Annotated in this window: 9 protein-coding genes and 3 pseudogenes; 3 read left to right on the plus strand and 9 right to left on the minus strand. The window is 68.7% G+C overall.

Going from position 1 to position 13,283, the window contains the following annotated elements:
* A partial coding sequence (locus ADY01_RS39985; RefSeq protein ID WP_199826191.1) for a helix-turn-helix domain-containing protein occupies nucleotides 1-467 on the minus strand: 467 nt, incomplete at its 3' end.
* Between the two features lie 190 nt (nucleotides 468-657).
* On the opposite strand from ADY01_RS39985, the gene ADY01_RS27830 reads away from it, so the two are divergent.
* Nucleotides 658-1,518, plus strand: a complete 861-nt coding sequence (locus ADY01_RS27830) for an abortive infection family protein (protein WP_049579026.1) — start codon at nucleotides 658-660, stop codon at nucleotides 1,516-1,518.
* A gap of 140 nt (nucleotides 1,519-1,658) precedes the next feature.
* Here ADY01_RS27830 and ADY01_RS27835 read toward each other — a convergent pair whose 3' ends face one another.
* A complete protein-coding gene (locus ADY01_RS27835) occupies nucleotides 1,659-2,483 on the minus strand; it encodes a hypothetical protein (protein WP_049579028.1) in 825 nt (274 codons plus the stop codon).
* Nucleotides 2,484-2,626: 143 nt separating this feature from the next.
* On the opposite strand from ADY01_RS27835, the gene ADY01_RS39990 reads away from it, so the two are divergent.
* A complete protein-coding gene (locus ADY01_RS39990) occupies nucleotides 2,627-2,800 on the plus strand; it encodes a hypothetical protein (protein WP_158688370.1) in 174 nt (57 codons plus the stop codon).
* Between the two features lie 71 nt (nucleotides 2,801-2,871).
* A pseudogene (locus ADY01_RS40955) lies at nucleotides 2,872-3,174 on the plus strand (WbqC family protein); the annotation flags it as partial.
* A gap of 286 nt (nucleotides 3,175-3,460) precedes the next feature.
* On the opposite strand, the gene ADY01_RS27845 reads toward ADY01_RS40955, so the two are convergent.
* The 7 genes and pseudogenes from ADY01_RS27845 to ADY01_RS27875 all read right to left on the minus strand — a co-directional run.
* Nucleotides 3,461-3,889: a hypothetical protein gene (locus tag ADY01_RS27845; RefSeq protein ID WP_049579032.1), complete on the minus strand. Its 429-nt coding sequence runs from the start codon at nucleotides 3,887-3,889 to the stop codon at nucleotides 3,461-3,463.
* Nucleotides 3,889-6,261 (minus strand): hypothetical protein, encoded by a 2,373-nt coding sequence (locus ADY01_RS27850; protein WP_049579034.1) that lies wholly within the window; start codon nucleotides 6,259-6,261, stop codon nucleotides 3,889-3,891. The genes ADY01_RS27845 and ADY01_RS27850 overlap by 1 nt, the downstream gene beginning before the upstream one ends.
* On the minus strand, nucleotides 6,258-8,117 hold the full coding sequence (locus ADY01_RS40960) for a hypothetical protein (protein WP_049579035.1): 1,860 nt from the start codon (nucleotides 8,115-8,117) through the stop codon (nucleotides 6,258-6,260). Before ADY01_RS40960 ends, ADY01_RS27850 begins: the two co-directional genes overlap by 4 nt.
* Before the next feature lie 907 nt (nucleotides 8,118-9,024).
* Nucleotides 9,025-9,554: pseudogene (locus tag ADY01_RS40965) on the minus strand (site-specific integrase); the annotation flags it as partial.
* A gap of 235 nt (nucleotides 9,555-9,789) precedes the next feature.
* Nucleotides 9,790-10,239: pseudogene (locus tag ADY01_RS27865) on the minus strand (GP88 family protein); the annotation flags it as partial.
* 70 nt (nucleotides 10,240-10,309) lie between these two features.
* Entirely contained in the window at nucleotides 10,310-12,178 is a 1,869-nt protein-coding gene (locus tag ADY01_RS41395; RefSeq protein WP_049579037.1) for a VirB4 family type IV secretion system protein, read from the minus strand.
* A partial coding sequence (locus ADY01_RS27875; RefSeq protein ID WP_078900673.1) for a PrgI family protein occupies nucleotides 12,175-13,283 on the minus strand: 1,109 nt, incomplete at its 5' end. The genes ADY01_RS41395 and ADY01_RS27875, both read right to left, overlap by 4 nt.

Here is a 13,283-nt window from a genome sequence, read left to right on the forward strand (position 1 = left end):
TCCAGCCGTGACTCCACGAACCGGCGCCGCCAGCGACTCACCGTGGACACCGACGTTCCCAAGGTCGCGGCGACGCGCTTGTTCGACGTGTCCTCGGCGCACGCCAGCACGATCCGCGACCGCAGCGCCAGGGCCTGTGAGGTCTTCGCCCGGCGCACCCAACGCGTCAGCTGTTCCCGTTCGATGTCGGTCAGGACCAAACCGGCCTTCGGACGTCCCGGCCGCCCGGCGTCCACCAGACCCTCCACCCGCAAGTCCGCGAATCGCCGGCGCCACTTGCCCACCGTCATCGCCGACACGCCCAGATCAGCGGCAACCCGCGCATACACCACACCCGGCTCCGCACACCGCAACACGATCCGCGCCCGCACAGCCAACCTCGACGAACCCTGCGACCAGCGAACCAACTGGTCACGCTCGTCCGGACTCAACACGAACTCACCGGCAGACCGCCCCGAAAACGACATCCCACAACCCTAACAACTTAGAGCCAGGATTTCAGGCGCAGGACACTAGAGTGCGCCGAGATCCTTGGCCTGGGGCTCTGCTGATGCTCCGCCGCGTGAAGACAGACCTCGCGCGGGCGGCTCAGCGCGGATAGAGACGTTTGTCGTAAAAGGTCATGACGCTGCCAGGGTCCGCTCGTATCTTCAATCCATGACCGTCACTACCCGCCGGGAGCTGGTGAGTCCCGCGACCCGCAACGCCTTCCGCTCTCTGGCCACGGACCTCACGCTCCGGATCGTGGCCGAGCTGTGGGAGGACCACGGATTCGCGCCCATCCCGCCTGAACAGTTGAAGTACCAGGACTCAGGTCAGCGGCGGACCGAGTTCATGCTCTATGCCGAAGGCGTGGACTGGTCTGATCCCGACCACGTCCGGCGGGCTCTCCTCGTCTTCGAGGACTTCGTCCGTGTCTACCGGGACCCCGGGCAGCAGGACACCCCTACGTGGCTGGAGAACATCCGCGTTCGCCTGGAGAGGGACGGCTTCTCGCTCGACCAGAGCGGCAAGATCTCGTGGGCGGCGCCGCCTGTTCTGGCCCGAGACCTCAGCAACCTGAGCGACCCCTCCGGCATCACGATCGAGCTGGAGCGCATCCGGCGAGACCTGACAACGGACCCGTCAGGTGCGATCGGGGCGGCCAAGCAGCTCATCGAGGCGACTGCGAAAACCGCCCTCCGGGAGTTGGCCATCGAGATCGACAGCAACGCGGCCCTGCCCTCCCTCATCAACACCGTCCAGAAGTCGCTGAAACTCGATGCCGCCTCGGCGCCGGCAGGCCCCGACGGAAGCAAGGCGATCAAGAAGGTTCTGTCCGGCGCGATCAACATCGCCGTCGGCGTGGCCGAGCTGCGCAACCAGGGCTTCGGCAGCGGACACGGCCAGGCGAGCGCCCCGAGCGGCCTAGGGGTCCGCCACGCCCGCCTGACGGTCAACGCCGCCGTGACCTGGTGCGAGCTGATTCTCGACACGCTTGCGGACCCGGCCGCTCCATGGCGCAAGGCCACCACCTGATCTACGTCCAGATCACCTCGACCCGCCTCGGCCCGGACATGTCGATCAGGAGCCCCGGGGGAACCGGGACCTTAACGGTGCTCCCTGATCCCGCCGTCAGGCCAAGTGCGGCCGATCACTGACCCCTTGGAATAGATCAACTAGCGGGGAGCCTGAGCGATCCGGTCGCGTAGGTGCTGCGCTGCCGTTTGCATCTGCTCGTCAGGGCCGCCCTCGGCCAGTTGGGCCAAGATGTCGACGAAGATCTCGATCCGAAGCCGCACGGCCTCCTTTGAGTTGTCGAGGATCGCGCGGTGGAGGACTTCCCAGAGTTCACTCCTCACCGTGGCTGGGTCGGAGGTGTGGCTAAGCCCCTCGCGGAGCACCTTCTGGACGATCTGTTCCTCGAGGATCCGCGTTGCGGCAACGTAGTCGTATGCGTGCGGCCGACCCTCAACTGGCGTGAGCGGGTAGTCCGGCAGGTAGCCCAGTTTGCGAGCCCGCGCGAGCCAACGGCTGGCGGTGATCCCGCTGACTCCCCACGTGTCCTGGATGACCTGCCGAGGAGCCCGACCCGTCAATTCCGCATCGACGGCGAACCATGCGACCTGGACGAAGTGTCCCGCGGGCCAGGATCGACCGACCTTCACCGACTGAATGCGGGCTTGGGCGTAGAGGTCGCCGACCTTGTTGTTCCACTTGGTCCGTAGAGCGCTCTTAACCCTCCCCAGGATGGTTCCAGTCGGCGCGCGACGGACGGTCTCCCGGGTGATCGCCTCAGGCTTCTCTGGGTCTCGGGGCACGATCGACAGCCTGGTGATGGCCGGCTTCCCGGCCACCATCCGTCCTTCGACGGAGTAGACCCAGGGGCCTGGGATGTCGGAGTAGGTGACATCGACAGCCTCTGAGCCGTTGGCGAAGGCGTAAACCCATCCCCAGGTTCCGTCCCCGGCGATGGACATCGCTTCAGTGGGCTCGTCGTCCACGATAGTGATAACCCCCCTCCGTGTTGTCGCCGTCAAAGCCTAGTGTTTGGCGGCCGCAGCCGGAAGGCTTGGAAGCACAAGGGCACCTCCTGAACAGGCAGTTCGGGGGCCAGGCCGATGGCGTTCCAGGGAAGGACAGCAGCGTGAGTGCAGGGGAAGGCGGCTCCGGCAGCGAAGGGCTGCCGCTGCGGTGGGTGGTCATCCTGCTGGCGAGCTTGATCGGCGGGGTGGCAGTCGGCCGCGTGGAGGGGCTGGGGGCCGGTGTAACGGTCGCGATTGGGCTGGCAGGGTTCCTTCATCTGGTCATGCGCTCATAGACCGTCCGGACCCGGACCGAACCAGGTGGCTGTCCATCCCCACCCGCCTGCCCCAGGGCCGTCAGACCGCCATCCGGGACGCTCTGATCGCCGACCCCGCCGCAGCCCGGCGACGGACCGAGGCGATGATCCGGCAGGAATACCGGACCAGCCCTCACTGGCCCGCCCTCAAGCAGGCCCTGGAGCCGGTCTGGGCCGCGTTCGACGCCGGCCGGACCGCCGCCGTCGCCGAGACCTCCACCCGCATCCTGCTGGACCTCCTCGGCTGGTCAGGCCGCGTCCTGACCGTCGGCGGGCTGTCCGCCCGGACCGGGCGATCCGAGCGGCTCGCCGACCTCACCGCAGCCGCCGGGGCCGGCACGTATCTGTGCGGGACCGACGGGATGACGCATCTCAACCCGGCCCCGTTCACCGCCCGCGGCATCACCGTCACCCCGTTCCTGCCCCCAGCCGTCGGGATCTGGGCCTCCGCCCGGCGCGTCACCTCCCTATGGGCCCTGGCCCACCTCGGCCCCACCGGCCTCTCCGCCCGACTCCGCCCTCACCGGAGCCCCGGACTCGCTCGAAGCCGCGGCCTGAGCACGTATAGCTGTACTTCCCCCCTTCTCGAGGGGGAAGTACAGACGAACGTCGTGCACCATCGCGTACGGACCTATGTGCTCAGCCGTCCGTTCGAACGGGACCGTGGTCCGTGGCGGGGGCAGGGATCGAGGCCAGGCGCCGGCTGCTGCCGAGCTTCTTCTTCAGCGCGATGTTCTCGTGGTAGAGGTTCGCGGTCACCGCGGCCAGCGCGTCGAGCTTGCCCTGGGCCTCGGTGACCTGAGCCTTCGCCTCCCGCAGCTGCCTGCGGAGGCTGGCGATCGTCTCGTCCCGCTGCACTTCGCCGGGGCTGCGGAGAACCGGCCGGGCGACCTTCGCGTCCCACTCGGCCAGGATCTCCTCGGCCCGGTGGACGGTCGCGTGGCTGACCCGGGCCTCGCGGGCGAGGTTCTCCTTGGTCAGGGCGCCGTTGGTGTGCAAGGGCTCACCGGCCAGCAGCCGGGCCATGGCTTCACGAAGTTTCGTTGCGGTCGCGGCGGATACCGACATCAGTGGTCACCTTCCAGGGTGGCGAATTGTGCGGTGACCGACTGCACCTCGGTGAGACGGATCTCTATGGATTCGCGCCGCGGCGGGGAGAGCCGTTCGCGTCGCAGAGTGTCTAGCAGGTCGCCCTCTTCGGCGATCCAGTAGGGGGCGTTCTTCAAGGTCAGCACCGAGTTGCGGCACTTGCCGGGCTGGCAGGCACCGAGCAACGGCTGCTTGCCCCGCTGCTCGGGCGGGAGCTGGTTTTGGCACTCGGCAGTCGATGCCTGCCACAGACAGTGGTTGATCGTGCCGAAGTGGAGCTGGCCGAACTCGTCCCGCAGCAAGCTCACCTGCATCCGCTCGTCCGCGATCTGTGCTTGGAGGTGCGGGTCGCTCTCCATGGCCTTGATGACCTTGTCCAGGCCGGCGTGGAACCGGGCGGCACCGGGGCCGACGGCAACCGGAGCACCCTGCCGGCGGGCCTTGAGGAGCTCGACGAGCTTGCGGGCGGCAGCCAGCTCGAGCTGGTTGTCGAACTCCTTGCTCCAGTTCGCATCCATTCTTCCGTAGCCGGCGGTGACCCGGTTGGCCAGGGCCCGGCGGGCAGCGTGCTTGAGCTGGATTCCGAGCGCGATCTCCCCGTCGGGCTGCTGGGCGGTGATGATCGCCATGGTCTTGCGGAACATGTGCGGCCGCACCAGCCCATCGGGGATGGGCTCCAGTCCGGTCCTCTCCAGCGTCTTGTTGATGTTCTCGATGAAGAAGTCGATGTCGCGGAATGCATCGAAACCCGCGCGGCCGCGTGTTCCCTCCGGCAGGAACCCGCTGGGCGGGGCCAGGGTGGCGAAGATGTGGCTGTCATGCCAGGACAGACGCTCGGCAACCGCCACGGCCTGTGCGACCGGCTCAATGATCCACCACTTGAGGCGGGGCCGGGACTCGTCGTGCTTGACCTTCCTCGAGGCGATCGCGGGAGACCCGAAGTGCTCGACGACGGAGTTCCGTTCGATCTCCTGCAGTTCACTGTCGCGCATCAACGTGAGGGCGGCGATGAAGACGTAGCAGGCGGCTCTGACCATGCGCAGGGCATGCTCAAGGTCGCCGTCCTCGATGTAGTCGGTGCGGTCCTCGGTGATCGCCTCACGCACCCACTGCTGTCGCTGCCGAGTGCGGGCGGTGCCGCTGGTGAAGACGTTCGCCGGGGTCACCGTGCCGAATACGCGGCTTTCCAGGGTCAGCCAGACCGGCTCTCCAGCCGGCCCATGGGCACTGGCCTCCCGGCGGACGGGTATGCGGTTGGCCGGGTCGGCCAGCCACGGCTTGACCTGGGCATCAAGGTCATCGGGCCGCCGGTTGCGGCCACGGACGGGCTGGTCAACGACGCCCAGAGCGGCCCGACCTTCCTTGGCCGTGACGGGCCGGACCCGGCCTGCATCGGCCAGCTGCTGCACCATCCTCCGCCTCATCTGGTGCCGGTCCGAGTCCCGGTCGGCTTTGAACACGCCCTGGCTGACGCCGCCCGTCAGCCACAGGCTCAGCGTTGACCACATCACCGTGCCCGCCGGGTATCCGCGATAGTCCCTGGCGTGGACGGGCACCAAGGAGGCAGGGTCCTGCACCCAGGCGGCGAGCTTTGCGTCGATGTCCTGCGTGCGATGGGTCTGGCGCCGTATCCCAGTAGAGGCTGCCACGGCGGCGGCCTGCTGGTCGCGGCGTTCAAGGATCTGCGGGGCCATGTTGTCGATGTAGAACCAGGCGGCCCGCAGGAGTGGCCACCAGATGGCCGGGGGAATGGAGGGGGTGGACAACTCGCCGGTGTATGTCCGCTCGGCCACCTCCGCAGCCGACTTCCCCGGCCACGGGTCTTCGGTCAGGCCGCCTCCGGTCAGCAGAGGGGCGAAGTCCAGCAGGCGGCGAATGGTGAGGACGTCATTGGCCAGGGTCGACGTTCCGGACGTCAGGGCGTGATGGTCGAGGTAATCCTGCCAGTCCTCCGCCGCCCACGCGGCCAGATTCTGGGGCATCTTCTGTTCGACCGCCCATGTGGCGATAAGCCGCATCTTGTCGCACATCTGCCTGACCGAGGACAGGCCCCAGTTCTCGGCCCGGAAGAACAGGCCGGCATCCCGAAGGATCTTGTGGCTGGAGTTGAGCATCCCGAAGGCGATCTCGCGGGTCCGCAGGTTCCAGAGCGGGTCCGTGGGGAACGACGCCCGCCAGGCGCTCTTCACCCGGTTCGCCGGCCGCCGAAGGCAGTCGCCGGGCCAGTACCCGCTCTGCCCGAAAAGCGGGACCTCCGCTCCGGGGATGAGGTTGCGGCGGCCGCCGAGGACGAGTGTGTCGTCGGGAATGGTCTGCGAGGGCAGAGCCTGGAAAGCGGCGGCGGTTGTCACCGGTCGTACTCCGTTCGCATTCCGAGCGGCAGGTCGAGACGGAACTTGCCCTCCTCGATCTGCCGGCGGGCCTCTGGAAGCTGTTCCGCGCACTCGGCGAATACTTCCTTCAGCGCGGCTGCCTGAACGGCCCAGGTGGCCTGCCAGACCGGTGGGGCCAGCACCTTGCGCATGTGGGTGATGTGGTCGTCGAGCATCAGCAGTCGGGGCAGCTGCGAGGTGAACACGATCGCGTTCGGGCAGAGCATGCACATCGCCGGCGCGACGTGGCAGAGCCTGCCCTTGGGTGTGTGCGGGGAGTCGTGGGGATCACGGCAGTTGACGACACCCATGTCGAGCTCTCCGTGCTGCAAGGCTTTCCCCTGCTCAGGCGAGATACCCAGCTCAGCGGCCGTCTCCGGCTCCGTGAGCATGGCCTCGGCCCCCTCGGTGACCAGCACGGGCTTGCCAGGCTTGATCTTGTTGAAGACTCCGCGCTGGGCCCGGTTGACCGCCCGGCCTGCCAGGACGTGCGCGGTCGTGCCGTGCGCGTAGTGGCCTCGGAACACTTCGATGTGGTGGTCGTCCCCTGTTAGGTCGCTCAGGCTGCCGCCCAGAGCGGCGACGCGCGTGGTCTTCGACGTCTTCCGCAGCCGTCGTACGTCGTGCGGCTCGGAGATCTTCGCCGGGTCGCCTTCCATGTCCGGATGTGTGGTGATCCAGTCGGTGAACCGGCGCCCTGGGCGCTTGAAGATCGCCCGCCCCGCGGCCATGCGACGCCGGTGGTCGGTGGACTCGACGGCGGTGAACAGCCACGGATCGGTCTCGAATGCCTCCCGGGTCAGGGTGCTCACCGCGATCAGGCGGCGCAGGAGTCCGGGGACGTCCCAGTTGCCGGTGCCGGGGTAGGCGGACTCTCCAGGTGCCTCGTCTTCGTCCAGAGGCCGCTCGCTCTCCCGCGGCCCGTCGTGGCCGTGCAGATGCGGACGGACCCGCTGGGCCCGCAGTTTGGTCTGCAGCACCCGGACCCCTTCATCGCTGAACTCCAGGTCGTGCAGACGGAGATCGTGCACCTCCTCGGAGGTGGCATCGCCCATGGCCAGCAGGAGCAGGACCCGAAACGGCTGCAGGTCGAGTTCGTTGGGGAACAGCAGTCCGCTGACGGTGGTCATCACGCCGTACTTCCCGCCGAAGCGGGCCATGTAGACGGGGTCGGCCACCACGTCCCTTACCGGCTTCGGCCACCACTTGAAGTGCGCCGGGAGATGCGTCAGCAGGGCGGGCATGTCGAGCACTCCGTGCCGGGCCGCCCAGACTAGATTGGGCAGCGACCGCCAGCCTCCACTGCGCGGGTCCTGGCCCTCAGCCAGCAGAGCCCGACCCACGGCGAGCCGCTTCTCCAGGGCACGGATATCAGCCTTGGCGCCGTCCAGCAGAAGCAGACGCTCGTGATTGGCGAACTCGTCCAACGGCTCGCTCGAGCCACCCCGGAACGTCGGCGGCCCTTCCGCCCGCCGCCGCAGGCGCTCGGGCACCTTCGCGTCCCGGACCGCCCTGTGCTCCACCAGAGTCAGCAGGAAACCGGCCAACACGTTCGGCTGGTTCGAAGTCGGCTGGTAGCGGGTGACGAGATCTTCCTCCCACTGGTAGATCACCTCGGCCAAGTCGATGGGCCCGCCATCCAGCCCGGCGTCATCCGGATCGAGGCCGGTGGCCGCCAGATGTGTGCCGGCGAATGTCAGGAAGCTGCGGATCGCGGTGACGTAGTTACCGCTGAAGGCCAGAGCCGCCTTGCGGTGATAGTCCAGCCAAGCATCAGCCAGCTGGCTCGCCAGCAGTGAGCACTGGAACTCCGCCGGATCGATCCGGTGGGCCATCCGCTGGTGTCGGTAGACGTAGACGAGTTCCCGGACCCCGATCCGTCCAGGCGGCGCTGGCGGCGCGACGGCAGCGGCCGGACGCTGCCGGCTCCTGCGTTCTCCCCGGCGGGGCATCAGGCGGCCCTCCCCTGCGTCAGCCGGGCCGCGTAGTCGGCGTAGGTGGTGTCCTGGGCATTCCAGTCCGCGATCGCCCGGGCGACCAGCAGGTTCGTCTTGCGGATGTAGCGCAGGTAACGCATGGTCGACGTCGCCTGACGATGGCCGAGCAAACGCTGAACCGTCAGCTGCGGCGACCTGCTGATGTGATCGGCCAGGTAGGCGGTGTGCCCGCCCAGCCGCCGCAGCTCCGCCTCCTGCTCCGCCACCAGCTCGGTCAGCAACCGGAGCATGAAGATCGCGAACGTGTGACGCAGATCGTGGATCTTGAATGCCCGCGGCACCACCGTCTCGAGCTTCTGTTCCTTGCTGATCCGCAGGGCCCGCACGTGGGCGTCCTCGAAGATCTGATGCCAGCGCTGTGCGGAGAGCATGCTCCCGCCGCGCCCGACGAACAGCGCCATCGGTTCCAGACCCCGGTCGCCCTCGATGACCGCGATCCGGCGCGTGGCCACGTCCATGTCCTTGATCGTGAAGGCCCGCCGGCGGCCGTGCAGAACTCCGCTGAGCTTGCCCTGACGGGAGTTGATGTCGTCGACGACGAAGAGCTCTGCCCGGTGACGGTGCAGTGTGCGGGCGGCCTCGTGCACGATCTTCGCCCGCTCTGTGCGCCGGTAGAAGTCGATCTCCCGCAAGGCGGCGTGCTGGATCTCCACCGTGCGAGGCAGCTTGTACTTGGCCATCTCCCTCAGGTCCACCAGCGCGACCGAGCCGTCCCGGCGCGGCGTCCCGACCTCGATGTCGAGCNAGGGTGCTGAACTCCCGCAGGCGCATCCCGGTCGTCACCGCCAGCACTGCCGCCGCGCTGTTGCGCAACGGTGCCGCCCCACGGAACGACCGGTCCGCCCGCTCGTCCGGCAAAAGGCCGCGAAGCCCCACCTGCTTCAGGAACCGCCACTGTGAATAGGTCAGATGGCGGACGTCGAGATCGTTGACGACGGACACGGACAGAACGTCCTTGCCGTTCTTGCGTCGGTGATACGGGCGCCGGTCCAGCAGCTTCGCGTCCTCGACAGCCCAGTCGTAGAAGTTGTTGATCGCGGCCCGCCGCCGCATCCACGTGGCCGCCGACACCGGCTCGTCCTGGTACTCCATGAGCTCGTCCCGGTAGGCGACGAGGTCATCCTCCGTGGCCGACAACAGATCCGTCGGCGGGTCCAACTGCCCAAGGAAGTCGGCCAGATCCATGAGGTCGTACGTGTAGTCCTGGAGCGACCCCGCATCCAGGCGCTTGGCCATATCGAAGAAGCACGAGGTCAACGGCTCCAGCGGACGCATATCCGCCCCCAGGAAGAACGGCGTGCCCTCCTTGAGCGCCCCCTTGCGGGTCACGTAGTCGACCCAGTCCAGATCCACACCGTCCACGGCACCCGCGTACCGGCGCACCTTGGCGTGCGACACGAAGAAGTGCTCCACGAAGCCCCCACCCCTGAGACATCAATAGTCACTTGAACCTAACAGCCACCCGTGGTGTACCGCTGAGACGTCGAGACATATGCCAACCCTTGAGCTAACGGCGGATCTCTTTGGTGTAGGCGTAGAAGTTGACCTCCGGCCGGGCACGGATCACGGCCAGCCAACTGGTCAGGTAGGCGTCGGGGAGGAAGTCGCCGGAGTCGTGAATCCTGATCCAGGCGCCGCGGAATCGGCGCGCTCCGAGTTCGGCGGTCATCGCGTGTTCCCAGCCCGGCAGGTCCTCCAGGACAAACGCCAGGTTCGCCTGGTGCTTGGCCCGCACTTGGGGCCAGGTGTAGGTGCCGTGGCGGGCGTAACAGACCTGGGAGCAGACCCCGGCGGAGGGGCAGGTGTTGTAGGTGCGGCCGTCGGGGAAGCGGCCGGCCCACGCGGGCAGGGTCCAGTTCCAGACACCGATCGCGCGCATTTCGCGGTTCTGGGTCAGCAGCCGTGCCGGCCGAGGCAGGTTCGCGGCGGGCGGTGGTCGGTGGGGTTCGGCGGGAGGCATGGCAGCGGCCCTCCGGAGGTAGAGCAGGGGCATCGGTGGCAACGCTGATCGCGTGGGACGTTGACGCGGCTCAGAACGCGGCGTCTTGGGCGGGGCCGAGATCCACGAATGGGGCTTGGTCGTCGGCTTCCGCGGTAGTAGCGGCGTCCTCGTAGGCGGCGAGCTCGGCGGGGTTGGTGGTGATCAGCTGGTGCTCGGCCGGTGAGGCGGTGGCCTCGAACGCTACCCGCTGGGTCCCGGTCGAGAGGAGGCCCTGGCCGCGGTCGGCCGAGAGCAGGAACTGCCGCTCGCCGTCGGAGAGGTTGAATGTGGTGGCGATTTCATCGATGGCCTGGGGCGCCTGGCGCAGCAGGATCTGGGTGGCTGCGTTGGCGACGACGGCTTTGCCGAGGTCGGTGGCCAGCACGTCGGCGGTGTCCTGGGTCGCCACGGTCAGGCCGGCCCAGTGTTTCCGGCTTGCTTTCGCCATGCGGAAGAGGAAATCCGCGCCGCTGGAGTCTTGCATCAGCAGCCACGCTTCGTCGACCACGACCAGGCGCGGGCGGCGGACGGCGGGGTTGGACACCTGGCGCCAGACGGCGTCCAGGGTCAGCAGCGTGCCGATCGGTTTGAGTTCATCGGGCAGGTCACGCAGTGAGAAGACGACGAGGTGGCCCTCGGGTCGGGTCGACGTGGGGCCGTCGAACAGGCCGGAGAACGCGCCGCTCACATAGGGGTGCAGGCGTGCGGCCAGGTCGGCGGCGTCGGTGTCGGCGGAGTGTTCGAGGGTGCGGGTGAGGTCGGCCAGCAGTGGGGCGGGGCGGGTCCAGGTGCGGGGGTCGGCGGTGATGCCGGCGTGCTGGTAGGTGGTGGTGATGGCCCGGTCCAGGGTGGCGCGCTCGCCGGGGGCGAGCTGGGCGCCGAGCACCACGCCGAGGACGGTGTGCAAGAACAGGCTGCGACGCACGAGGGCGTCGCGGGGTGCGGTGCGGCGCCCGTCGGGGCGGGTGTGGATGGGCAGGTCGAACGGGTTGAGCCGCACGTGTTCCGCGCCGAGGTGGACGTAGGTGCCGCCCACGGCCTGCGCGAGGCGGGCGTACTCGTCCTCGGGGTCGACGACGTGGACCTCGATTCCCCGGTACAGGGAGCGCAGCAGCTCCAGTTTGACCAGGTAGGACTTGCCGGCCCCTGAACGGCCCAGGACGACGGAGTTGTGGTTGTCCAGCGCGAAGCGGTCCCAGTGCACCAGCCCTTGGCTGCCGATGTTGTAGCCGTAGAGCACGCCGGTGGGGGCGGCCACCGAGGTGGGGTCGGCCGGGGGCAGGTCCGGGCTGGTGAACGGGAAGGCGGCGGCGAGCGCGGAGGTGTCGAAGGTCCGGCGCATCGCCAGCAAATCCAGGCCCATGGGCAGACAGGTGATCCAGCCCTGCAAGGAGCGGTAGGTCGCGGGTTTCGCGTCGAGCAGGAGGCTGGCGGCCAGCGCACGGACCGCGCCGACTTCGGTGCCGAGTTCTTCGCTGCTGCCGGCGTGGACCGTCAGGTAGAGGCCGAAGCGAAACAGCTTGCCTTCGCCGCGTGCGACGCGGGAGCTGAGGTCGTAGGCGTCCTCGGTGGCGGCTTCGACGTGGGGGTCGGGCAGGCGGCCGTGCTCTTCACCGTGGCGTCGGCCGGACTCGAACCGGGCCAACTGTTTCTTGAGGCGGTTGGCGGCGGTGACCGGGTCGACGGGGTCGATGTGCACGGAGACGTCGATGCGGCCGGGGTAGGTCAGCAGCGGCTGGAGCCAGCCGGGGTGAACTTCCCGCGGATAGCCGACGACAGCGAAGCTCGCGACCCATTCGCCGCCGACTTCCAGGTGCCGGGCGCCGACGGCGAGGGCGTCCGGCGCGAACGCCCCGCTCTCGTCGCCGGGCTGCGGTGCCGTTGACGGGCGGACACGGAATCGTCGGCCGCCCCTCACGCCTGCTCACCCCATCCTGCGGCGGCGAAGTCCCCGTTGTCGGTGTCGCGGGAGCCGTCCGGGGTCTTGGCGGGGTCTGCGTCATCGAAGGCGGGGGCGGTGGTGATGACGTCGTGTGCGCCGGCGAGATGGGATGAAGGGGGCAGCAGGCTGTCCGGGTTGCAGGCGGCAGCCAGGACGGCGGTGGCCTGCCCGGCGTCCAGCGGGGTGACGATGATCCCGACCGGGCCGAGCAGTTCGACGGCTTCGGCGATCCGGCGGACCAGCCGTGCCTCGGCCGCACGCCGCGCGGCGTCCTCAGCCTCTGCCGGGCGGCTCCTGCCTGCCTTGGAACCTGCTCGCCGCCGGGCCGTCCTGGGGGAAGCGCCGTACTGGTCGCGGGGGCCGGAGGCGTGCAGCGACTCGCGGGCGACCAGGAGGACTTGGCGGCGCAGGAGGTTGCTGTGCTCGCGGAGTTGGGTGAGGTAGTCGGCGTGTTCGAGGGCGGCGTGTGCCAGTGCGGGGTGCGGCAGGTGTGGGGCGTTGGTGCGCAGTTCGGTGATCTGGGCGGAGACATCGAGGTGTTCCGCGCGGATGAGGATCTGGACGGGCGCGGTGAGGGAGTGCAGAAAGCCGGCGAACGCCGCGGTGAGCGACTCCTGTTCGGTGGGGGTTCGCAGGGCGAAGTTCACGGTGGAGCACACGGCGACCACTGCCATCCCATCGCGCCCCAGATCGATGACGCCGGTTTCTGTCACGGCCTCGGCGGGCAGTCGCAGCGGCGCGGGCGATACTTTGCCCGTCGGCTGTCCGGGCTCGTCCAGAGGGGCGGCGCGGGCGGCGAGCCAGGTGGGTGCGGGCTGGATGCCCTGGGGTGCGGCGATGCGGTAGCGCGGCGCCATGGTTTGGCGGATCGCGGCTCGTAGCAGCTGGTCCAGGGGCAGGCCGTCGCGTCGTCCGAGCGCGAGCAGTACCGCGACAGCGCCCAGCGGCAGCGCGGCGGCCAGGAAGACGGCCACGGGAAGGACCGTGCGGGTGGCCGAGTAGAGGGCGTAGAGGAGGATGCCGGCGCCGGAGAGGATCAGGAGCTGGCGGGCGGTCAGCCCGGCCAGCACGGTGTCCTCCC

The sequence above is a fragment of the Streptomyces sp. SBT349 genome (assembly GCF_001083795.1).
Classification (GTDB): domain Bacteria; phylum Actinomycetota; class Actinomycetes; order Streptomycetales; family Streptomycetaceae; genus Streptomyces.